At 65.7% G+C, this 20546-nt stretch carries 24 protein-coding genes; 14 read left to right on the plus strand and 10 right to left on the minus strand.

Annotated elements, in window-relative coordinates; translation table 11 throughout:
* Positions 1–235: 235 nt before the first annotated feature.
* On the minus strand, positions 236–1021 hold the full coding sequence (locus tag E0H73_RS43985) for an SDR family NAD(P)-dependent oxidoreductase (protein ID WP_131367033.1): 786 nt from the start codon (positions 1019–1021) through the stop codon (positions 236–238).
* 79 nt (positions 1022–1100) lie between these two features.
* Between E0H73_RS43985 and E0H73_RS43990 the strand changes: the two genes are divergently transcribed.
* The 3 genes from E0H73_RS43990 (at position 1101) to E0H73_RS48195 (ending at position 3777) form a co-directional block, all read left to right on the plus strand.
* Positions 1101–1793 carry a winged helix-turn-helix transcriptional regulator gene (locus E0H73_RS43990; RefSeq protein WP_131367035.1) on the plus strand — a complete coding sequence of 231 codons (693 nt, stop codon included), beginning with the start codon at positions 1101–1103 and terminating at the stop codon, positions 1791–1793.
* A 479-nt stretch (positions 1794–2272) separates the two neighbouring features.
* Positions 2273–2734, plus strand: a complete 462-nt coding sequence (locus E0H73_RS43995; protein WP_131367037.1) for a hypothetical protein — start codon at positions 2273–2275, stop codon at positions 2732–2734.
* A gap of 920 nt (positions 2735–3654) precedes the next feature.
* Positions 3655–3777, plus strand: a complete 123-nt coding sequence (locus tag E0H73_RS48195) for a hypothetical protein (RefSeq protein ID WP_272949203.1) — start codon at positions 3655–3657, stop codon at positions 3775–3777.
* Between the two features lie 900 nt (positions 3778–4677).
* Here E0H73_RS48195 and E0H73_RS44000 read toward each other — a convergent pair.
* Positions 4678–4986, minus strand: coding sequence for a hypothetical protein (locus tag E0H73_RS44000; protein ID WP_131367039.1), 309 nt, complete (start codon positions 4984–4986; stop codon positions 4678–4680).
* Positions 4987–5502: 516 nt separating this feature from the next.
* A complete protein-coding gene (locus E0H73_RS44005; RefSeq protein ID WP_131367041.1) occupies positions 5503–6216 on the minus strand; it encodes a carboxymuconolactone decarboxylase family protein in 714 nt (237 codons plus the stop codon).
* A gap of 74 nt (positions 6217–6290) precedes the next feature.
* Here E0H73_RS44005 and E0H73_RS44010 point away from each other — a divergent pair, with 74 nt between their 5' ends.
* Positions 6291–6929, plus strand: coding sequence for a TetR/AcrR family transcriptional regulator (locus E0H73_RS44010; RefSeq protein WP_131367043.1), 639 nt, complete (start codon positions 6291–6293; stop codon positions 6927–6929).
* A gap of 298 nt (positions 6930–7227) precedes the next feature.
* Here E0H73_RS44010 and E0H73_RS44015 read toward each other — a convergent pair whose 3' ends face one another.
* Positions 7228–7812, minus strand: a complete 585-nt coding sequence (locus E0H73_RS44015; RefSeq protein WP_131367045.1) for a DUF4760 domain-containing protein — start codon at positions 7810–7812, stop codon at positions 7228–7230.
* 630 nt (positions 7813–8442) lie between these two features.
* A complete protein-coding gene (locus tag E0H73_RS44020) occupies positions 8443–9048 on the minus strand; it encodes a helix-turn-helix domain-containing protein (protein WP_131367073.1) in 606 nt (201 codons plus the stop codon).
* Positions 9049–9118: 70 nt separating this feature from the next.
* Between E0H73_RS44020 and E0H73_RS44025 the strand changes: the two genes are divergently transcribed.
* Positions 9119–10057 (plus strand): NAD(P)/FAD-dependent oxidoreductase, encoded by a 939-nt coding sequence (locus tag E0H73_RS44025; RefSeq protein WP_131367047.1) that lies wholly within the window; start codon positions 9119–9121, stop codon positions 10055–10057.
* Between the two features lie 82 nt (positions 10058–10139).
* Positions 10140–10397 (plus strand): putative antibiotic biosynthesis monooxygenase, encoded by a 258-nt coding sequence (locus E0H73_RS44030; RefSeq protein WP_131367049.1) that lies wholly within the window; start codon positions 10140–10142, stop codon positions 10395–10397.
* Positions 10398–10601: 204 nt separating this feature from the next.
* On the opposite strand, the gene E0H73_RS44035 is transcribed toward E0H73_RS44030, so the two are convergent.
* Positions 10602–11264 (minus strand): TetR/AcrR family transcriptional regulator, encoded by a 663-nt coding sequence (locus E0H73_RS44035; RefSeq protein ID WP_131367051.1) that lies wholly within the window; start codon positions 11262–11264, stop codon positions 10602–10604.
* 144 nt (positions 11265–11408) lie between these two features.
* Here E0H73_RS44035 and E0H73_RS44040 point away from each other — a divergent pair, with 144 nt between their 5' ends.
* The 3 genes from E0H73_RS44040 to E0H73_RS44050 all read left to right on the plus strand — a co-directional run bounded on the left by E0H73_RS44040 (position 11409) and on the right by E0H73_RS44050 (position 13334).
* On the plus strand, positions 11409–11798 hold the full coding sequence (locus E0H73_RS44040; RefSeq protein WP_131367053.1) for an alcohol dehydrogenase catalytic domain-containing protein: 390 nt from the start codon (positions 11409–11411) through the stop codon (positions 11796–11798).
* Positions 11799–12057: 259 nt separating this feature from the next.
* Positions 12058–12651, plus strand: coding sequence for a hypothetical protein (locus E0H73_RS44045; protein ID WP_131367055.1), 594 nt, complete (start codon positions 12058–12060; stop codon positions 12649–12651).
* Complete coding sequence (locus E0H73_RS44050; RefSeq protein ID WP_131367056.1) at positions 12648–13334, plus strand: DUF4386 domain-containing protein; 687 nt, start codon at positions 12648–12650, stop codon at positions 13332–13334. Before E0H73_RS44045 ends, E0H73_RS44050 begins: the two co-directional genes overlap by 4 nt.
* A gap of 142 nt (positions 13335–13476) precedes the next feature.
* Here E0H73_RS44050 and E0H73_RS44055 read toward each other — a convergent pair whose 3' ends face one another.
* Positions 13477–14127, minus strand: coding sequence for an SOS response-associated peptidase (locus E0H73_RS44055; protein WP_131367058.1), 651 nt, complete (start codon positions 14125–14127; stop codon positions 13477–13479).
* 111 nt (positions 14128–14238) lie between these two features.
* Here E0H73_RS44055 and E0H73_RS44060 point away from each other — a divergent pair, with 111 nt between their 5' ends.
* The 3 genes from E0H73_RS44060 (at position 14239) to E0H73_RS44065 (ending at position 15632) form a co-directional block, all read left to right on the plus strand.
* The gene (locus E0H73_RS44060; RefSeq protein WP_131367060.1) at positions 14239–14442 is read left to right on the plus strand and encodes a hypothetical protein; all 204 of its coding nucleotides are present in this window, start codon (positions 14239–14241) and stop codon (positions 14440–14442) included.
* Positions 14443–14614: 172 nt separating this feature from the next.
* Positions 14615–14782: a hypothetical protein gene (locus tag E0H73_RS46375; protein WP_165556150.1), complete on the plus strand. Its 168-nt coding sequence runs from the start codon at positions 14615–14617 to the stop codon at positions 14780–14782.
* Between the two features lie 46 nt (positions 14783–14828).
* Complete coding sequence (locus E0H73_RS44065) at positions 14829–15632, plus strand: MBL fold metallo-hydrolase (protein ID WP_165556151.1); 804 nt, start codon at positions 14829–14831, stop codon at positions 15630–15632.
* Between the two features lie 343 nt (positions 15633–15975).
* Here E0H73_RS44065 and E0H73_RS44070 read toward each other — a convergent pair whose 3' ends face one another.
* Positions 15976–16776 carry a DUF4386 domain-containing protein gene (locus E0H73_RS44070; protein ID WP_131367064.1) on the minus strand — a complete coding sequence of 267 codons (801 nt, stop codon included), beginning with the start codon at positions 16774–16776 and terminating at the stop codon, positions 15976–15978.
* A 151-nt stretch (positions 16777–16927) separates the two neighbouring features.
* On the opposite strand from E0H73_RS44070, the gene E0H73_RS44075 reads away from it, so the two are divergent.
* Together E0H73_RS44075 and E0H73_RS44080 are read left to right on the plus strand one after the other, a co-directional pair.
* Positions 16928–17602 carry a TetR/AcrR family transcriptional regulator gene (locus E0H73_RS44075; protein WP_131367066.1) on the plus strand — a complete coding sequence of 225 codons (675 nt, stop codon included), beginning with the start codon at positions 16928–16930 and terminating at the stop codon, positions 17600–17602.
* Positions 17603–18541: 939 nt separating this feature from the next.
* Positions 18542–18808, plus strand: a complete 267-nt coding sequence (locus tag E0H73_RS44080) for a hypothetical protein (protein ID WP_131367067.1) — start codon at positions 18542–18544, stop codon at positions 18806–18808.
* Between the two features lie 75 nt (positions 18809–18883).
* On the opposite strand, the gene E0H73_RS44085 is transcribed toward E0H73_RS44080, so the two are convergent.
* Complete coding sequence (locus E0H73_RS44085) at positions 18884–19201, minus strand: MerR family transcriptional regulator (protein WP_238164667.1); 318 nt, start codon at positions 19199–19201, stop codon at positions 18884–18886.
* A 1049-nt stretch (positions 19202–20250) separates the two neighbouring features.
* On the minus strand, positions 20251–20546 hold a 296-nt coding region (locus tag E0H73_RS44090; RefSeq protein WP_131367069.1), incomplete at its 5' end, for an ANTAR domain-containing protein.

Here is a 20546-nt window from a genome sequence, read left to right on the forward strand (position 1 = left end):
ACCTTCTGGCTCGCTCGCATGAGACGCTCCTCGCGTTCCACTTTGTCAGCCCTTATTTCTCGAGGCGGTCAGCAGGCGCGGTGAGGATCTAGGCTGGCACCTTGCTGCCCGCCCACCATGCCGACGATGGTTGCTCGCATTCGGCCGGGTGGGGTCAGGAGGTTCGAGACGTTGATCTGCTATTGGTCGCCGCCGCCCTGGTACGCCGGCCGGTACTGGCGGCGTGTCAGCCCATTCAGTCGAACAGTTCGCCGCAGGTGACGTTGGTGACTTCCGCCGTGATCGCGGTGGCATGGTCGGACGCAAGAAGGACAGCCGCGTTCGCCACGTCTGCCAGCATCGGCAATCGCCGCAGCGCGGTCTTGCCGGCCATCGTGGCCCACCATTCCTCTTTCCGCACACCTGCGTTCGCAGCGTGCCGGGCCCATGCTTCCTCGACCCCGGGCGTGTCGGGAGAGCCGCCGGATCGCAGGCAGGCGACTCGGACGCCGTGCGGGCCGAGCTCGGCGGCCAGCTGACGACACAACCCTTCGATCGCCGCATTGATCACGCCGAAGCTTCCAGTATTGACGTATGGGATCCGGCCGGCCTGGGCGGTGAGAGCCAGGATCACACCCGACCTGGCCGCAGCCATGTACCGCCCGGCGGCCGTCGCGGTGATGAAGTGCGCCTGCATCGCTGTGCTGATCGGCTCGACAAATCGTTCTCGGTTCATCTCCAGCAACGGTGCGCCCTGAGCGTCTCCGTAGCCGACCAGGGTGAACGACACGTCCAGCCGCCCCGCCTTCTCGACCACCCGCGCGGCGTGTCGAGCGACGGCATCTGCGTCCAGCGCATCGACCTGGGCCACGTCCACCGAACCGCCGGCCCCCGCCACATCACCGGCCACGGCCTCCAGGTGCATCAGCGTGCGCCCGGCAAGGAACAGTCGTGCACCTTCCCGAGCGAACGCGCGGGCTACGGCCCCGCCCACGGCTCCGCCTCCGCCGTAGATCACGGCCACCTTGTTCGCCAGCAGCATGTCAAGGTTCCTCTCACATCGGTACTATGAGGCTAATAGTGAATGCTATGATCGAGCAAGTACGAGAGGTAGGTGTTCGATGCCAGTCCAGCGGGGTTATCGGCAGGCCTGCGGCGTCGCCCGCGGGCTCGACATCGTGGGGGAGCGATGGGCGCTCCTCGTGGTGCGTGAGCTGCTGCTCGGGGCGAAACGGTTCACCGACCTCCAGGGGGCACTTCCGACCGCTAGCCCGAACGCGCTGTCCGATCGGCTCCGCGAGTTGACCGACGAGGGAGTCGTACGCCGTCGACAGCTTCTGCCGGCCGGCGTGCGGGTCTATGAGCTGACCGCGTGGGGTCGCGGCCTCGAGCCGATCGTGGTTGCCTTGGGCACCTGGGCGCTGGCCACCCCGCCTACCACGGAACAGCTCTTCGTCAGCGCCGACAGCGCCATGCTGAGCATCCGCACGTTCTTCGTGCCGACGCCTGAGCGGCCCGAGGTCACACTGCGGATCGAACTAGCTGACCACGGTTCTGCCGGGGTATTCGGTGTCCGCATCACCTCGGCCGGCGCCGAGGTCACACATGAGCCGCCCGAAGAGCCAGACGCCGTCCTGGTCACCCCGACCGACGCCCTTCTCGCGGCCTTCGGCAGCGAGGACCTGGCCGAGCTCGTAGCTGCCGGCGCTGTCATCGACGGCGACCCCGAGGCAGTACGCCGCCTCATCGCCGGCACGCGCGTCCCGGCTCCGACGGATCCGGCACCCGAACAGCGCCCCCGTGCAGGACGCTAGCTGCCCAAACACGAAGTGGAACCCCACCTGGGCGCAAGCCTTGAGCGGGTGGCGATGCGCGCCCGAATACGCCCTTCGCCGTCCGATGGTTCGTCGCCATGGCGCTGAACCGAACCGTCCTCAAACGCGTACATCATTCACAGGACAACGAACCACTACGGACACATCCCACCGCGCGGACCAGGTTGAGATCGCCGTTGTTGGGCCTCGCCCCCACCCCTTACACGCCCAGCAACGGTTCAACCACAGATTCATCGGGCGGTCAGTGAGGCCGGCGATTGCCTGCAGGCAAGGTGAGCTCCTCGTCGTCCTTGCTTGCGGGACAAGCCGAGTCTGGCGCTCGGGCGACGGAGCAGTGCTGGGCTACAGCAACGCATCTGTCATGTCTGCAATGTGAGATGTCGACGCTCCGTGATGAACCGATTCCGCGCTGTGCGCGTAGTCGTGGGAGCCCCGATCACGAACGAAGTGGATTTCGGATGTCGCAGAAGTCGACGTATTCGGACAACTCGGCTGTATCTGCCTCGGAGCGGACCCCGGTGTCCGTTCTTCTCGTCTGGCCTTTGGAAGGCCGTCCCCTCGAGTCACTGTGGCGCCTGGTCGCCGCGTGCGGTGCGATCGCGGAGGCGATCTCCCATCTCCCGCTACTGATGCAGGCGTTGGGAGAAACGCCATACATCGGTGTCGGATTCCTGCTGCTCTCCATCGCCGGTTTCTTGCTGGCAGTCTTGCTCGTCGTCAAAGACACGAAGGTGGTGTGGTTGGGCAGCGTCGTTGTAGCTGCGCTGGCGATTGTCGGCTATGTGCTCAGTCGCACGACCGGGCTGCCGCAATTCAGCGAACATGTCGGGCAGTGGATGTATCCCCTCGGCGTCGTCTCGCTGGTCGGTGAGGCCCTGATGCTCGGGCCTGGAGTTTTCATCGTGGCCAAGAGTCGGTAGGCCAGCGTTGTCGTGCCTCGGCAACCAAGGAAGCTGAGTGTTGGTCCCGATTTGGCGAGAGGGCCACCGGTCTATTGCTGGGCGCTGATCGGCCAGCCTCATCCGCCGGTCCCGAACTGTGCGGGCCGGCGTTGACCGCGACTGTGGTGGAGGTGTGTAACTCTTTCTGGAGGGTCGAGGCAGCAACCGGTGTCCCAATGCGTCCAGGGTTCACGGCTGTGCACCTCGAGCCACTAGCTGCCGGATGCTGTACAGACGAAGCCGTCGACGTTGCGGCGCGCGTGCAGTCATGGCGACGCTTCGGCGATGCTTCTCGGCTTGCCGGTCGCAATAGATGTGGTTGTACGGGTGTACGGGTGTGCGGGTATCGGCAGCACCACTGAGTGCGGAATGGGTTCGATGGGGAGTGTGACGTGACTGGCATACCGGAGATGAAGGGGATCGTGGCCACGGACGACTCACGCCGGGTGAGGCCTCGCATACGTTGGTGCGGCTGACAGATCCGGGGCTGGATGAGGTCGGCAAGGTCGAGAGGCTGGTCATCGACGAGGAGGGGGGCGGCGAGTCCGGTTCCTGGAAGTCGGCTCGGACGGTTTCTTCGGCCTCGGAGAGAGGATGCAGCTGGTACCGGTCGAGGCGATCAGCCGCGTTACGGAGGACGTCTCGCCGGAGCGAGCGCAGGTGGCTCATGGGCCAATGTCTCGTTGTGCAGAGCAACTACTACGAGGACGTGTACGGGCATTAGGACTGGGGTCCCTTCGGCCGGTGAGATCGGCCTTAGGCAGCTTGTTTGTATGGATGTCTGCGCGGGTGAACCGAATCCTGCCTGACTGCGTATGAGAACTAGTGCTCGTATCTCATGGATTTGCGCGATGGGAGAGAACCCGGCGAGCGCATCGTACGAGGAGGCGAATGCTGACGTGACTACTCAGACGCAACGTAAGGCGCTGTGGATCGCCGTCGTCGTGGCGATCGTGATTGTGGTGGTTGTCCTGCTGGCCCTGGCCGGGGGTGGCGGCAGTGGTGGCGGTGGGGGCTACTAAACGGCACCTCCTGCGACGATGGCCGATCAGGCCAAGGTCGTAACGACCTGTCGAGAAGCTTGAAGGGTCGTGGAGTCGGGTACCGGTTTGTCGTCATCGGCCCGTGGTTGCTCGCACAGTGCTGTCGGCCGGTGGCCGGGGTTCGCAGCCCGGGGAGCGTGAGCCATAGCGCCGTACGTGTCCCGCCGTCGCGTTGCCCGATACTGTTACTGTTCGAGGGACCGGAGTGTTAGTCGGCGGGCCGGCCAGTCGGGTGGTTCGATCGGGTGCGGTGATCTCCTTTGGTGACGTCCTGTTGGCTTGGTGGGTGTCGTACGTCGCCTTCTCGGCGAGGAGCCGCCTGCTGTGGTCGGCGTCCTGCGACATCCGCATGAAGCCGATGACCTGGAACAGTTCGTCGGATGGGTGCCGGTGTGAGCGCATGATCACCTCCAGCTCGACTGATGCTCAGTACTGAGGTGTGACGTCACGCGAGGTGGTAGGGCAGCGGCGTCGCTCCGGTTCGGTTCACGAGGAGGTTGGCCAGGACGTAGCTGCGGAAGCTGGGCTTGGTGAGCTGATGCAGCAGCAGTCGCGGTACGCCGTAGTCCCAGCGCGTGATTTACGAATACATAGTCGGACTTTGTCGAGCGGCTGCAGCAGCGTCGAGTTGTCCAGCCCGGTCTGCTTCTTGAATCAGCTGGCCATGTGCTCCCACAAAGCCAGCGCGACGTCGGTGTCCTCGGCGACGTAGTAGTGAACAAGAACGGCGCTGGACGTAACTTGTCCACGTCGCCCACCGATCTAGTACAGAGTGCCGGCATCACATGCAGGTGGGTCGAGGCGGCTATCAGGGCATCGTGCAGGACTCGGAACTCCTCGGACCCGTGAACCTGCCCGATCACCTCGGGCAGCGTTGTCTCAATCAGCACTACGAGGTCGTACCGCGCGTGATGCACACCGTGCCGTCTCGCGTACCCCCGTCGGGGGCGATACGACCGCTGCGTCGTACACCGTGACCTTGTCCACGTCCTGCCGCTCGCCGAGGTCGGTCGCCATCGCTTTCAGCTGCTTGAGCAAGCGCGCTTTGTCCTCGCTGGTGCGCGTGAACGGCGCCCGTCCAGGTGGCAGCTCGATGACCGCGGCGAGGTGGCTGTATCCGCTCGCGGGCGGGTTCACCAGAGTCGCCCGCGGGTACTTCTCGGTTGGGCCGATCAGTTCGAGGTCCATGGTGATTCGCCTCCTGAATCGCGGCGACCGATTGGTACCCGTTGGCGGTCGATCCATGCGCGAATCGGGCGGCCATGGTGGGTTGTTGTTTGACTGTCGTCCGCAGGGAACCCGGTGCAATGGATCGCCTCAAGGCGACCGGGGGCTACGAGGCAAGGCCGCGATTGCCAAATGCCCGGCTGGTGTTCGAGACGTACGAGGACGTGTTCGGATCGGGCTGGCGGGGGCAGCTCGCGGCGGCCTCGGCCAAGCGACAGCGCCGTCCTCGACCGGGTACCCGACGCTCCGGCGTATTCCGACACGGGTGTACGTCGACCAATTGGTGACCGCCAGAGTTGTCAATACGAGGCCTCAGGCAACCATCGAGGTAGGGTCGTGGACGGAGCTCTTCAAGACCGCGTCATCGCCACGGCCGTCGCTGACTCGGTTGCCTCGGAGCCCAGGCGCGGGAGCCTTGATCGTGGCGGCTCGGTGATGCGCTGGAAGAGTTGTGTGCTGGGTGCAGGCGACAGGCATTCAGGCGTCCCTGGCTGTCTGCTTTCCCTGCAGTTCCTCCAGGTCGGTCATCAGCGTTTCGAGGACGTTAAGGGCGCGCCAGGTCCGGGTCATCCCGTACGGCGCGGTGGCGCTGACGGCGGCGCGGGCCTCGTCGGGCGTCACTCCCGCCCTCAATGCGCGGCCGACGTGGGCATGGAAGCTCTCGTGGAGGGTCTGATAGAGGACGTCCACCGTCATTGTCGCGAAGGCCCGCTCGCGGACACTGATCCGGGACATGTCGGCGCGCATCCGCGACTGCAGGTCCATGTAGTCGGCGAAACCCGGGTCGAGGGCACGCACCTCAGCGCGCATCGCCGGGGGGATGGGGCTGCCGGTGCCGTCGGCGTTGAGTTGGTGGCCCTGGCCAGTCGGCCCGGGCAGGCCGTGTTTGTGCTCGACCTCAGCCAGCCGCTCCAGGGCGGCCAGCGCCGCCGGGTAACCGCTGTCGTAGGAGATGAAACGGAGCAACTCGCGTAGGTCGTCGGCATCGAGGCCGTTGGCCAGGGCAGCCCGCACATGCAGTTCGAACGGCATACCGAGGACCTGCTCGCACACGTCGGCAACCAGACTCAGCAGCGTGAGCTCGCGCGGCGTGAGCTGCGTTCCGGACTCGGTGAGTTGGAAGCTTGCGGCGGCCATTTCCGCGAACACCGGGTCCAGTTCCTTGACCGCTGTCTGGGTCGGCAACGTCATGATGACACTCCTTAAGTGAATGCTTGTAGGGCTACGACTGTAGCCTTATGTGCGTTCTAATACAATCGTTGATCATGGATGCGACCACTCCAGCCCGAGCCACCGCCAGCACTGCGCCGCGTGGCCGCAACCCGCGTGGCCAGGGCGAGCGGCTGCGGACCGAGATCGTTGACGCGACGCTGCGACTGCTGGACGAACTCGCCGACGACCAGGCGCTGTCGCTGCGAGCGGTCGCGCGCGAGGTAGGCATCGCCACGACGTCCATCTACATCCATTTCGCCGATCGCGACGCGTTGGTGCTGGCCGCGCTGGAGCATTGCTATGCGGACTTGCTTCGCGCGGTGGACGACGCGGAGTCGGGCGCCGCCGACCCGGTGGCCGCGCTGCGCGCGCGAACGGCGCTGCTCGGCGTGTGGTCCCGAGAGCACCCGGGGCTGTACAAGGTGCTGCATGAGAGCACGCTCAACCGGCGCAGGGATATGTCCTTCAAGGAAGAAATGGCCAAGCGCACGACCACTGCGATCCGTCGCTGCATGGACGCCGGGCTGGCGACGCGCGGCGACGCGGAGATCGTGTCCCTCGATCTGCGCACGGCCGTACACGGTGCGGTCTCGCTGCGCGTCAATGAACCCGAGCTTCCCTGGCCCCCGCTGGACGAACAGGTGGACCGGTTCCTGGTGAAACTGGTCGGCGTTCCGCGTGCAGAAGGGTGACGGCCGGTGCCGACGTGCGGCGAGACCGCTCAGTGTCGCGCCACGGCAGCCGATTCCGGACGGCTGGGCTCCATGCTCCGGACCCGGCGCAGGACTTGATCGCGTCCTGGGCGAGATGCCGGCCTAGACGGCCGGGACTCGCCGGGGTCGATACTGGGTCGTGCGGTCATCGCAGTGCTCTTCTCTTCGAGTGGGTTGTGAGAGATTCCTCGAAGAATCACGCGGTGACCGCACCCACGTCCACACCCAGGCCGGCCATCCCGCCGTACACCACTCTGATGGACGCAACTCCACGTTTTTACTCCACGTTGTGTTCGCCCGTCCGTGCGGTACCCGCGGGTGTGCTGCCACCGCCGTTGCGGCCCTGGGGCGCCGAGGTCGACACGCAGCAGCCTTCCTTCGAGCGGTACGACGATGCTTCCGCCAGGAGCCAGCGCAGCCACGGCCAGGCATGCCACCCTGATCGGTGGCTTGACTCGCGAGCGTGGATGAAGATCTCGGCTGGCGCGGTGATGTCCCGGAGGCTGTGATGCCAGACGTCCACCGCGCGGCGGCGGTCGACGTCGCCGCGGCGAATGTAGTGACCGAGCGTGTCGTACATCGCCAGGGACCTGTTGATCATCTGATAGCTCGTGGAGTCACGTTTTGGCACGTCGTCGTCCGATTGGATCTGGAACAGTAGCCTGCGTCCTTCTTGGATTTCAGGTTGGAGAAGAACCTCGTGGATCCGCATGAACGCGTCCCTGCGTTGCGCAGTTCGCGCGATGAGCACGGTGTAGGCGGTGACGACGAGGCCGAGCAATGCGAGGGCGATGCCGATGATGTCTTTGTTGTTAGTCAGCCATGCGCCCATCTCCCCCGGCTCCCCCTCGAGATTCGACATCGTGGAGTGCGACGCCCTCGCTGGGGCAATCGGCCAGCTCACACGCCCCGTTACACGACTGGATAGTGCCGCGCGTCGAGAAGGGCAGACTGTAGGAGTCCGTACTGGGCTAGCCGGCGAGGACAGATTTGAGGATATTCAAAAGCGACGCGCGGTTCAGGACACCGATGCGACCGACGAGCATGCTCTCCTTCAGGTGTACCGCACCATCGGGAGTTCGACCAGTTTGACTCCAGACGCCTCTGATTGACGTCCCTTCGTTCCCACAGTGTTCCCGAGCTGACTGGTGAGCGTGGCGGCCGACTGGACAAGCCTCGCGAGAGTCAAGTCTGAATGCGCGCGTGACTGGTCAGTGGGCCCGGCTCCGGTGGCATTGGGGCTGCTTAGCCCGCGTCGGCCAGGGGGGCTGCCCATCGGGTGTGTAGCAAAACGCCGATAAGCGCAGCGATCTCCGCGAACGGAGTCGTCCGGCGGCCCGCTCGATCGGATCCTCGCCGCTCTTCCACCGATCGTCGAGTGGCCGATGTTGGAGCAAGGCGACCAGTGCCGGCGCGTGCTGACCAGCCGCGACTACGAGGACGGCGCCCTTCCTCGGCGTGGGCCGCTGGTGGAGGCAGCGCGCAGGCTGCTCTAGGTGGGGCGGTCAGGATGAACAGCCGACCGCAGGTGGGAACTCTCCCCATGACGGCCATACAGGCTCAACACCTCGGCTGGTTCGTCGCCGGTGCTGCCGAACCAGTGTGGGATCTGGGTGTCGAAGTCGGCGACCTCGCCGGCGCCCAGGACCATGTCGCGGTCGCCGAGGATGAGCCGCATGCGTCCCGACAGCACGTAGAGCCACTCATACCCCTCGTGCGTTCGTAGCTCGGGGTCGACCTTGGAGGTGGGGATGACGATCTTCCACGCCTGCATGCCGCCGGGGCGGCGGGTCAGCGGGATGACGGTGCGGCCCTTGACGCGTCGGGGCTTGAGCCGCGTCCGTGGGTCGCCGAAGTCCGGCGCGCCCACGAGGTCATCGAGCGCCACGCGGTAGCTGTGGGCCAGGGGCAGCAGAAGCTCGAGGGTGGGACGGCGTTGGCCGCTCTCGAGCCTGGACAGGGTGCTTTTGGAGATGCCGGTCGCCTCGGCGACTGCCGTGAGGGTCGCCCCGCGCAGGCGCCGCAGCCGCCGAAGCCGCGGCCCGACTTCATCGAGCGCGGCCGCGATCAGGGCCGCAGTGTCATCCACACCTCTCATTGCAGCCGCTGATTCCCAGAAACGGCAACTTCGATTGGAATCGCCCGGTCGCGCGCGGAACGTTGCGGACATGAACACCTACGAGGTAGCAGTCATCGGCGGTAGCGCCGCCGGCCTCTCCGCGGCCCTGGTGCTGTCGCGAGCCCGACGCCGGGTCGTGGTGCTGGACTCCGGCTCACCACGTAATCAGCCGGCGCGGCACATGCACGGCTTCCTGTCCCGCGACGGGGTCCCGCCGGCCGACCTGGTCGCCGCCGGCCGCGACGAGGTCGCCCGGTACGGAAGCGAACTCGTCGATGCCGTTGTGACCGACGTGATCCCTAACGGCACGAACGGCTTCTGGGTCATCACTGTGGACGGGCGCCGATTCGCGGCGCGCCGGCTGCTCGTGGCCACCGGGCTGCGCGACGAGCTCCCCGCGATCGACGGTCTGGCCGACCGGTGGGCCCGCGATGTCCTGCACTGCCCCTACTGCCACGGGTGGGAGGTCCGTGACCAGCAGCTCGGAGTCATCGGCGGCACCCCGAATGCGGTCCGCTACGCCCAGATCGTGCGGCAGTGGAGTCACGACGTCGTCTACTTCACCCCGACAGGCTCGCTCACGGCCATCGAGCGGGCCGAATTGGTGGCGCGCGCCATCGGCATCGTCGAAGGCGACGTCCGCCGTGTTGTCATCGAGCACGACCGCCTTCATGGGCTGGAGATGACCGACGGCCGCGCTGTGCCACGAGACGCGCTGTTCGTGCCGCCGCGGTTCGTTCCGAACTCCGGCTTGCTGGCTCGGCTCGGGTGCGAGCTCGACGACGACGGCTGGCCGGCGGCCGACAGCACGGGGCTGACCAGCGTCGCGGGTGTGTGGGTGGCTGGCAACGTCGCCAATCCTCGCGCCCAGGTCATCACCGCCGCAGGCGAGGGATCCACCGCCGCCATCGCCATCAACGCCGACCTCGTCGCCGAAGACGTCCGCGACGCCCTCCACCACCGCGCCATCGCCCGGGCCAGTAACTGACCCCCAGACCACGACCCGGCATCCCTGCGTGGCGCGCCATAGAGCACGCCACGGTCCCGACGCACGCCTCCAGGAGAAACCGATGAACAACATCGACCCCACCAGCGACCGCATCTCACCCGTGAGACCGCCGACCAAGCATCAGCTTGCCCTGATGATCTGGGTCGCGGTCTTCCCGACGCTTACCGTCCTCAACCTGGTCCTCGGCGACTGGCTAAGCGGCCTAGGCCCGGTCCTGCGCACGTTCGTCCTCGCCACCGTCGCCGTACCGATCGTCATCTACGGCCTCATGCCGCAGCTGCACCGGCTCCGCGCCCGCCTTCTCACCCGGGCCCATTGAGCCTCGATCCCCGCGCCGGCCCAGATCCGGTGCCCGGCCTCCAGCCCTCAGCACCTGAATGCCTGAACACCATCGAGGGATTCCTCATACACCGACTCACCGAGGACGTGACCCATGATGCGCTCGCTCGGTTGTCCCCCGCTCGTCTCACTGCAGCTGGACGGCGTGGGCCTGACGGCCGCATACGTCAACAATCAGGCTGCCTCAGCCTTGATCGAGGGTTCTTTCCAGGCCGTCGAGGATCAGGTCGAGACCGAGTTCGAAGTCCTCCGCCCGGCCGTGTTGCATGACGTGGCTGATGACCTCGATGACGTGCGGGTAGTCGTCGATCGGGATCGCGTCGAGCACGTCGGCCGACATCTGCGGGGCCTCGTCCGCGCCGAACGGCAGATTGAGCTGCTGGAGGGTGAATCCGAAGAGGTGGCTGTCCAGGGTGTGCCACGCGTCGAGCGCGCCGGTGACCGAGAAGCCTCCGGCGCGCAGCCGCCCCAGTGTCGCGTCGAGGTAGCGGGTCATGCCTGGCCCGATGTTGAACCGCGACATGATCAGCATTGCCGCCCACGGATGTTCCAGCAGCACCTCGTGCGCGGAGATCGATCGTTGCCGCATGGCGGTCTTCCAGTGCGTTCCGGCCGGCGGAACGTCGATGTCGCCGAGGACGAGATCGACGATGCCGTCGAGGATGTCGTCCTTGTTCCGGACGTGGTTGTACAGCGCCATCGCCTTCACTCCGAGCGCCAGACCGAGTTTCCGCATCGTCAGCGACTCGATCCCGTCCCGGTCGGCCAGGGCGACGGCCGCACGAAGTACCAGCTCCCTGTTGAGCGGGACTCGGCGTTCGGTCTTCGATCCGGTCTCGGTCGACATCGGGCTCCTCTGGCGGTCCAGGCGTGATTCCTGGAGGTCGGATCTGGACGGACTCTTCGATCAAGCGTAGTTTACAAAGTAAACGTACAACATAAATACTTTTCGTGGTCGGTTGTAACCGGCATGTCGGTAGGGGGAAGCACAATGTTGGCCATCACTCAGGACAAGTACGGCTCGGCGGATGTTCTCGAGGTCCGCGACATCGACACACCCGCGATCACCGACAGCGAGGTGCTGGTCCGGGTCCGCGCGGCCGGCGTGGATCGCGGGGTGTGGCATCTCATGGCTGGGCTGCCCTATCCGATCCGGCTGGCTGGGTACGGCGTCCGGGCGCCGAAGAACCGCGTGCTTGGTATGGATGTCGCCGGTGTCGTGGAGGCGGTCGGCAGGAACGTGACCAGGTTCCAGCCCGGCGACGAGGTGTTCGGCGTCGGCCAGGGCACCTTCGCGGAGTACACCCGCGCCGCCGAGGCCAAGCTCGCCGCCAAGCCGGCGAACCTGACCTTCGACCAGGCCGCGGTGGTTCCCATCTAATCGACGGCCACGCCAGGGGAAAGCTCGTGATCACCATCCCAGAGCAACCCGCTGCCTCCGCGACGGATCCGACTCAGACGAGCGGTGTGTGAGACGCCACTGTCGATGAGCCACAGCACCAGCGATGTAGATGAGGGTGTCAAGCCGGTGGGTTCAGTGGGCCGGCGGTCTCGGTGAGCCCAGGCCATGAGGGCCGGGCCGACCGAGTGCAGGCCGCCTCCGAGAACGCCCGGTCGAGTACGGACAAAGGAGCACGATCGTGGAAAACGAAGTGGCAGGCGACTGGACGAGTACCGCGCGCCGGATGTGGCTGTGGCCGGTGGCGATTTTGGTCAGCTTCCCGATCGGGGGGTACATCGCAGACCTGGCGGTGGACGGCGTCGATTCCGTGGGTGCAGCGCTCGCTGGGGGCCTCATCGTGGGCGCAGTTATCGGAACGGCGGAGTGGTTCGCTTTGCGGCAGCGGATCTCGTGGCTGTGGATTTTGGCGACGATGGTGGGGATGGCCGCCGGCCTGGTCGCGGGAGCTGCCTTGGTCGACTACGGGATCGGCCGGGCAGATGTCGCGCTGTTGGGTGCGGTGACCGGTGCCGGGGTGGGTGTGATGCAGGCGCTGGTGCTCGCACGACATCGGGTCCCGGGAGCGTTTTGGTGGGCCGTTGCGAACCCGCCGGCCTGGGCGCTGGGCTGGTTCGTCACCTCGTACGTGATCACGAGGAACATCGATGAGAGGTTCCCCATCTTCGGTGCAAGCGGAGCGCTGGTCTTCGGGCTGCTGACCTGGCTCCTTCTCGCAGTCCTGTTCCGGGAGGGTCCCGAAGTCCGCGGGCCGGCAGCCGGGCCTACTCCGTGAACGTAGTTCGCACCGCGGGCATCGTTCTCATCATCGCGCCGCTCTGGTTCAACGCCAACTTCGCCCTGCTCGGCAAGCGGTTCGACTACCCCGACATCCTGCGCCGACCCACAGCCGAAATCCTCCACCGCTTCCGAGCCGGTGGCTCGTCGCTGATCCTTCTGTGGTGGACGTTCATGCTGTCGGGACTGCTGCTGATCGCCGGGGCGGTGCTGCTGGGACAGGTCCTCGGCTTCGGCGGCATCATGCCACTGGCCACGACCATCGGAGTCCTGGCCGGCCTCGTCCAGATGCTCGGCCTCCTGCGGTGGGTCTACCTCGTCCCCGCACTCGCCCGCGCCTACGCAGACCCCACCCTTGAGCCCGCGCAGCGCGACGTCCATGCCGCAATCTTCCGGGCCCTGCACCAGTACCTCGGAGTCGGTGTCGGCGAACACCTCGGCTACCTGTTCACCGGCATCTGGTCCGCGCTGCTCGGCGTCGGCGTAATCCAAGGAACCGCGCTGCCCACCTGGCTTGGCTGGCCGGGCGTCGTCATCGGCGCCGGACTGGCGGTCGGCTCGGCGGAGTTCCTCGGTCCCAACGAAGAAGGGGGATGGGGCCTCGCCGGGCCGGCGATCCCAGTCCTCTACATCGCATGGTCGGTCTGGCTGCTTGCGATGGGTATCGCGTTGATCACCTGATCAACGTCTACGACATATCGGGTGTCTCGGAATTCGTCTTCATGCCGCTCTGGCTGATCGTCAAGGGGTTCGGGCCACCACTACCGGTACGCGAGGCCGAGTCGCCGACGATGGCGACAACCGGCTGAACCCACCCGCGTCATCATCGGGCCGTTCCTCTGCGGTTGTCGGACCAGCGGTCTTCAGCGGTGACCGGCGAATGCCGCTGAGGATTCATCAGCCGCTCCGGACGCGCGGTAGGCCCAGCTCCACTCGGCCGGCCGGCACGAGTTTGGCCGCTGCGGATTTCTTCTCCACCAGCTGCTGACGCCGATCGAACGCCACACCAAGTCCCTTCCCCCGGAAACGGCACCCCTGGAGAGGAGTACATAGTGCAGTTAACTGGTAACGCGAAGGGCTGTTTGAGGGGCTTCTTGGTCTTGTCGCTGATCTGGTCGGTCTCGAACCACTCGTAGAAGGCATCGACCGGGATCAGGCACCGCCGCGACTTGAACGCGGCCCGGAACGCAGGCTTGTCGTGCACGGTCTCGCTCCTGGCGTTGACCAGCCGGTTCCCGATCTTGACGTCCTTGGCCCAAAACGGCACCAGCCCCCACTTGAACAGCCGCAGTTGCCGGACGGCGTCGGGGTCCTTGGCGCCGTCGGCCGGCGGGCGCGCGATCACGATCGGGGCGAGCTTGGTCGGGGCCACGTTGTAGTCCGGTTCCTTCAGCATGTCGGCGCGGTCGTCGTCGACCTGGAACTGTTCGCGCAGGTCTGTCCGGCGGGCTGTTGACGCGTAGCGACCACACATGTGTCCCAGACTGCCACTGCAGTGCCATCTGCACAGCTGACCCGGGTTGTTCGGTGCGCGCTGGCTGGGTACCGGGGCTTGAGGCAACAACCACTCGGAGAGGAGCAGGCCATGGCGGACACCAGTGCCAACAGCGGCCGGGAATGGACCGACGACCAGGTGCAACAACTGCGGGACCTGGCACAGGGGAACGCACCGGTTGGTGTCATGACGATGAAGCTGGGCCGCACCGAGGACGCGATCCGGTCGAAGGCCAAGGCCGAGGGGATCGCTCTGGCGCCGCCGAATCGGTCGCCGTACGGCGACATGAGCTGAGATTTACCGCATTCTGGCTTCATGGCCAGGGTCTGGCGGTGCGGGAAATGCGACGGGGCGAACGTCTCGGAGCATCACCGGTTCTGCCCGCACCGCGACCCCAGGCTCACGGTCCGGCAGGTAACGATCATCGTGTGGCCGCCGCTCCGTCCACCTGAGGACGGGAGCGGGAATGACTTCGGCCAGGCGACGCACTGAGCCGAGCGACATCCGAGTTCCGGCCGATCTGGCCGGACCGGTCGACCTGGCACTGGCCAAGTCGGTCGACCAGATCCCCGCACCGCACGCTTTGCCGGGCGGCTCGCGCTACGAGGTGAAGTGGGACGGCTACCTTCACTGAACTCTTCAGAGAGTGGCCTGTGCTGCTGGTCGTTATGATTCACCCGATGGACGTCAAGGGCTGGTACGAGGTCGCGGATCAGGTCTGGTTTCGCCGGTATGACTACGGCGACGAGAACGTAGGACTCATCGGTAGTGACGCTGGTTTGCTCGTGGTCGATACCCGGGCTACCGAGATACACGCCGAGGAATTGGTCGCCGACATCCGCCACCTCTCGAACAAGCCGATTGTCGGCGTGGTCAACACCCACGGTCATTGGGATCATGTCTTCGGCAACGCCGTGTTCGACGATGTGCCTATCTGGGGCCATCGCTCGTGCCCCGGTTTCATGGCGGCGACGGCCGAGGTGATGAGACAACGATTGATGACGACCGATCCGTTCAAGGCCATGGCGGCAGCACTTGGCGCGGTGCGGATAACGCCACCCACTCGCCTGGTTGACACGGAGGAAGTGGTGTCGGTCGGTGGTCGAGATGTCCGCCTTCACCACCTGGGCAGGGGCCATACCGGTGGCGACCTGATCGTCGAGATTCCCGATTGTTCGGTCGCGTTCGTGGGCGATCTGGTGAAGGAGAACGGGCCGCCAGGGTACCGCGACAGCTACCCAATGGAGTGGCCGCAGACCATGCAGCGGGTCATCGGCCTAGTCGATGGCCCGATCGTTCCAGGCCACGGTGACGTCATCGATCGATCGTTCGTCGAGTCATTCACCGACCGGCTCGGGGCGGTAGCCCAACTCGTTCTCGCGGTTATCAGCGGGGCACTGTCACCCGACCAAGCCGCGGCGCAGTCCCCGGTCCACCCCCGGGCGTTCCATCAGGCGCTGGACCGCGCGGCTGCCGCTGATTAGCCACGTCCCAGCCGGCCCGGGCAGGCCTTCGATGAGACCAACCAATGCTCGGCCGTCAGCCAGAGCCGCGCGAACTCACGCACCGGTATCCGCAGGTTCCCCTGCGGTATCCGCTCGAAATCCCGGGCAGTCAGCTCCATGCCACACCACGATCCCAGCCGACCCCGACAATTTCCACAGCCGCACTCGAGACTGACCTACCTGCAGAAGTTTTGCTGTAGCCGCAGAACGGCGGCGTTCGGTTGTGGAGCGCCTGCGTCGCCCGTTGACTGCAGGAGTTGGCGTGATAAAGCGGGCCCCGGCGCACAGGTCGGGGCCGCTTGTGGGATCTGACCGCGTTGGCTCAGGCTTTGAGGTCATCCAGGGTTCGGGCGTGTGGTGTGGCCTCGAGTGCTGCGGCTGTGGCTGCGATTCGGCGGGCTCGGATGACGAGCCAGAGTGCCAGCAGGAATTCGCCGAGGAATGTGAATGCGCTGATGTCGGCCCAGGGGCTCTGGGACAGCACGGCTCCGAGGCTGTCAGTTGCGTAGCCGAGACCGGCGATCACGAGAAGGACGCCCAACAGCCTGGGGATGTAGCCAGATCGGTAGGCCAGGAAGCCGATGAGAAGCAGGTGGGCACCAAAGAGGAACTGGCCTAGGTACCAGATGTCCTTGAAGGCAGCAACGCCCATCATGGCTTGGGTTTGTACCTGGTCGGCACCGAGCGCCGCACGGCTGCCGTCGTCTCCGAGCAGGCGGATCACGCCGAGGAGCTGGCCGATCGCGACCATGAAGACTCCTGAATACACGAGCCGCATCGCGGCCGCGAGCATCGACAGGCTCGCGTTCACGGGACTGAAGACGCGGTAGAGGGCCCAGGCCACCACGACATCGAGGAGGATCACGACGATGAGGCTGGTGATTCCGAGCCGGAATAGGCCCTGGTTGGCAAGGATGTCGGCGGTCGTTTGTCCCGCGTCCCCCTCCGTCACCAGTCCGTCGATGACCACGATGTTGCCGAAGATGGCGACGACAGACATGAGCAGCAGTGCGACACCTGCGGTCAGGCTCGCCCGACGGATCGACCACTGAGCCGGCAGGGCCGGGTCCGGCGGCGCCGAGTGCGGACGTTGGAGGTGCGGGTTCTGGATGCGACTGGTCATGGTGGTTCCCTCCCAGGAAAGTGCTGGGTGCGAGAGCCGATTGCCACTCGTCCAGTCACTACGTACGATGTACGCGTACGGTGTACGTTACACGTACGGTGTACGTGTGTCCAGGGATCCACATCATGCAAACGTCGCGAAGGAGAGCCGTATGGCCGAGCAGCAGGAGTCCAGCACCGAAGCGCGGGCCCCGTGGACCAGGACGCAGTTGCTGCGCGCCGCAATCGACCTCGCTGACAGGCGCGGGATCGAATCACTCAGCATGCGAAAGCTCAGCCAAGAACTCGGCGGCGGAACGATGTCGCTGTACAACCACGTGTCCAACAAGGACGACCTGCTCGACGGCATGATCGACGAGGTGTTCAGCGAAATCGAAATGCCCGCCCATGAACGCAGCTGGCAGGTCGCCATGCGAGGACGGGCGATGTCGATGCGCGCCGCCATGACGCGTCACCCCTGGGCGATCGGACTGATGGAGTCACGCCGAACCCCCGGGCCCGCCACACTCAGACACCACGACGCCGTCATCGGATGCCTCCTGGACGCCGGATTTCCCCTCTCAGTGACCGCACATGCGTTCGCGGCCCTCGACAGCTACATCTATGGATTCGCATTGCAGGAACGCAGTCTCGCGTTCGGCACTCCCGAGGAAACCGCAAAGCTCGCCCAGGCCTTCGTGGTCCAATTCCCGGCCAAGGAGTACCCGCACCTGGCCCGACTGACCATCGAGCACGTCCTCCAGCCCGGCTACGACTACGCCGACGAATACGAGATCGGACTCAATCTCATCCTCGACGGCCTCGCGAAGCTTGTTCCCCAGCGATGACCCACGAGGCTAGTGGCGGTCCGGCGCGCCGAAGCGAGATCGGGATCCGGCAGCCCCGGGACGACCGAGCCTCGCGGTCCGCCGCTGGTCAGGTCTGAGTCCTCTCGAGGCGGCGTCGTTCGCTCCAGAAGCACACCTCTGTGGGACCGGTTGAACAGGAGCCCGACTGAGATCGCCGAGGGCAGGCACCGTCTCACGATCCGCGACGCAGCTGGATCGGGACGAGTATGTGACCCGCCGGCCGCGGTCCGACGACGGCCGACAGCCAGCGGGCAGGCCACCAGACGCGCAGCGGCGCACCTGGCCCAGGGGCCTGCATGTCATTCGAAAAGGTGTTCTAGTTTGATGGCATGGGGACCAATAGGCGCTACCCGCGGAAGCCGCCCCCGAGGGCCAGCGCCGGCGCTGCTGGGTTCTGCGAACAACTCGCGCAGAGGGCCCGTGGCCTGGCTTGATCCTTGAATGGCGCCGTTTCCCGTCGGGAGACTGGCAGGCGCGCGTCGTGTACGTACCGGACCCGCGTCGACCGGAGTCCGTCGAAGCGTGGTTCGCCGCGGTGAACCTGCGACCCCTCGACACCACGACGTAGCAGTGCCGACCCACCGAGACCTTGCGTCGCGGGCGTGCGCTTGCAGCAGGGCCGCGGCGATCCGGGCTCTGCGCTAGCCCACAGTGTCTGCCTGGCTCGTGACTCCGGTCCAAGGCGCCGGCCGAAGGCACCAGCGTGGCGCCGCCGAATCGATCGCCGTACGGCGACATGAGCTGAGATCTGGGCGCATGCTGGTTGCATGGCCAGGGTCTGGCGGTGCGGGAAACGCGACGGGGCGAACGTCTCGGAGCATCACCGGTTCTGCCCGCACCGTGACCCTCGCCTCCAGGTTCGACGGGTGAAAGTCATCGTGTGGCCGCCATTCCGCCGATCATGGAACAGGAGTGGTGATGACTCCGGCCAGGCGAGGGATTGAACCGAGCGAGGTGCGAGTCCCGGCCGATCTGGCCGGCCCGGTCGACGTCGCGCTGGCCAAGTCGGTAGACCAGATCCCCTCGCCGATTGCTCGGCCGGGCGGATCGCGCTCTGAGGTGAAGTGGGACGGCTATCTTCACGAACCCGTCAAGCGGAGTGTTTGGGGACTGCCAGGTGCGCAACGGTTCGGCGTCGATCAAGTTCCGGGCGGTGAGCTGGGCGGCGTGAGCGGCTACAGCTAGACCTTGGGGGCAGTGGGTGGCGCGGCCGCGCATCTCAGTGTTGCCGCCGAACTCCCGGATGTGGGGCTCTCCGCGCTAGGTCTGCTTGTCTCGCTCTTCGTTGATTCGCAGGGCTTCGGCTAGCTGGTCTTCCAAGATGATGATTCGGCAGGCGGCTTCGAGCGCGGTGCCCTGGTCGACGAGTTCGCGGGCTCGGGCTGCCAGCCGAAGCTGGTAGCGGGAGTAGCGGCGGTGGCCGCCTTCGGAGCGCTGTGGGGTGATCAGTTTCGCCTCGTCGAGGCTGCGCAGGAATCCCGGTGTCGTGCCGAGCATCTCCGCGGCCCGGCCCATGGTGAACGCGGGGTAGTCATCATCGTCGAAGCTGGCCGGCCCGGCGGGTGGTGTTGAGTTCAACAGGGTCTCCGTGTGCGTGTCTGGGTCATCGAACCTCCATGTCGAAGGGCCCCGGTGCCGAAAGCACCGGGGCCCAGAGGGGTTGGTTGGATTGTCACCATCTACCGGCCGTGAGGCCGGTCTTGCTCTGCCGCGGCGCGCCACGTGAAGGCCGTCGCCGCGAGGATCGCTGAATGCGTAACCGAAGACCACCTTCCCATCTGATGGAACTACGGCACCCGCCCGGCAAATGCTGACACTGGCGGGCGATCCGACGGTGTAATCCTTCCCTTCTCTCTCGACAACTACTTGCTGGTACTGCGACTACGAACAGCTACTGCAACTGCGGCTTGCATCCGTCAAATCTGGAACCCTTTTCGACCGCTGGCTCCAGAGGCTCTGACCGGATCCTGGCGTGAAACCCGGGCCCCTTCACCGATCGGCCCGGCGGAGTCCGCCGTCGTACGTACCTCAAATCACACTCTTGGACAGAACGTTAGCTGTCCACCTCAGCTTCGCTGTTCTTCTCTGTCAACACGAGGAACCTTACACACGGCAGCTCCGAATGTCTAATCCCGTCAGCACAGATTTTCAGCTTTCTTCGGGTGAGCTATGAACCGGCTACGCAGCTGGCGCGCTGACCTCGCCTGACCTCGGTTCAAGCATCAACTGGCGTCCCAGGTCGGGCGCCGCCCCCGAACGCGACTCCTACCGGCTACCGCTGAGAAGCCCACACCCCCGCCGATCTGGACGACATCGCGGACGGGTCCGCGCAGCGGGATGCGCTCACCGGTGAGACGTCCGCCGGGGCACGGTCGCGTCGCTGGTTCGGCACTTGGGCCGGAATGCGTCCGGCGGTTGGGCGTAACCGGGTTGAGTCCGGACTGAACGCCCGGGGTGGGTGCAGGGTGCTGGGCGGCGACGCTGGCCTGATGACGGTCTTGGCGCCGGATCTGGCGGGTCGGTCGGGCGGGAGCTCGCGAAGCCGGTGGAGCAGTTGCCCGATCCAAAAGGCATGTCGGTGGTTCGCGGTTCGAGTTGAAGTGGGACGGGTTTCTTCACTGAACATGTCAAACGACTGGCTCTGGTGCCAGCAGGCGATTGGTAGAGCTGTTCTGGTTAGCGGGCAGCTTGCGGGTGTCGATGAGTTGTTGGGCGACGTCGCGCAGTTTGCGGTTGTTGTCTTGGGAGTAGCGCTTGAGGATTGTGAAGGCGCGATCGCCGTCGAGGTCGAAGCGCTCCATGAGGATGCCCATTGCTTGTCCGACTAGACGGTATGAAGTGACCGCTCGGGGTTGCTGGGTGGTTGCGGGCCGGGGCCTCACTCGCACAGATTCGTGGGTTGCCGAGTAGGGGCTGCCTGCTC

The sequence above is a fragment of the Kribbella pittospori genome, from assembly GCF_004331465.1.
Taxonomy (GTDB): domain Bacteria; phylum Actinomycetota; class Actinomycetes; order Propionibacteriales; family Kribbellaceae; genus Kribbella; species Kribbella pittospori.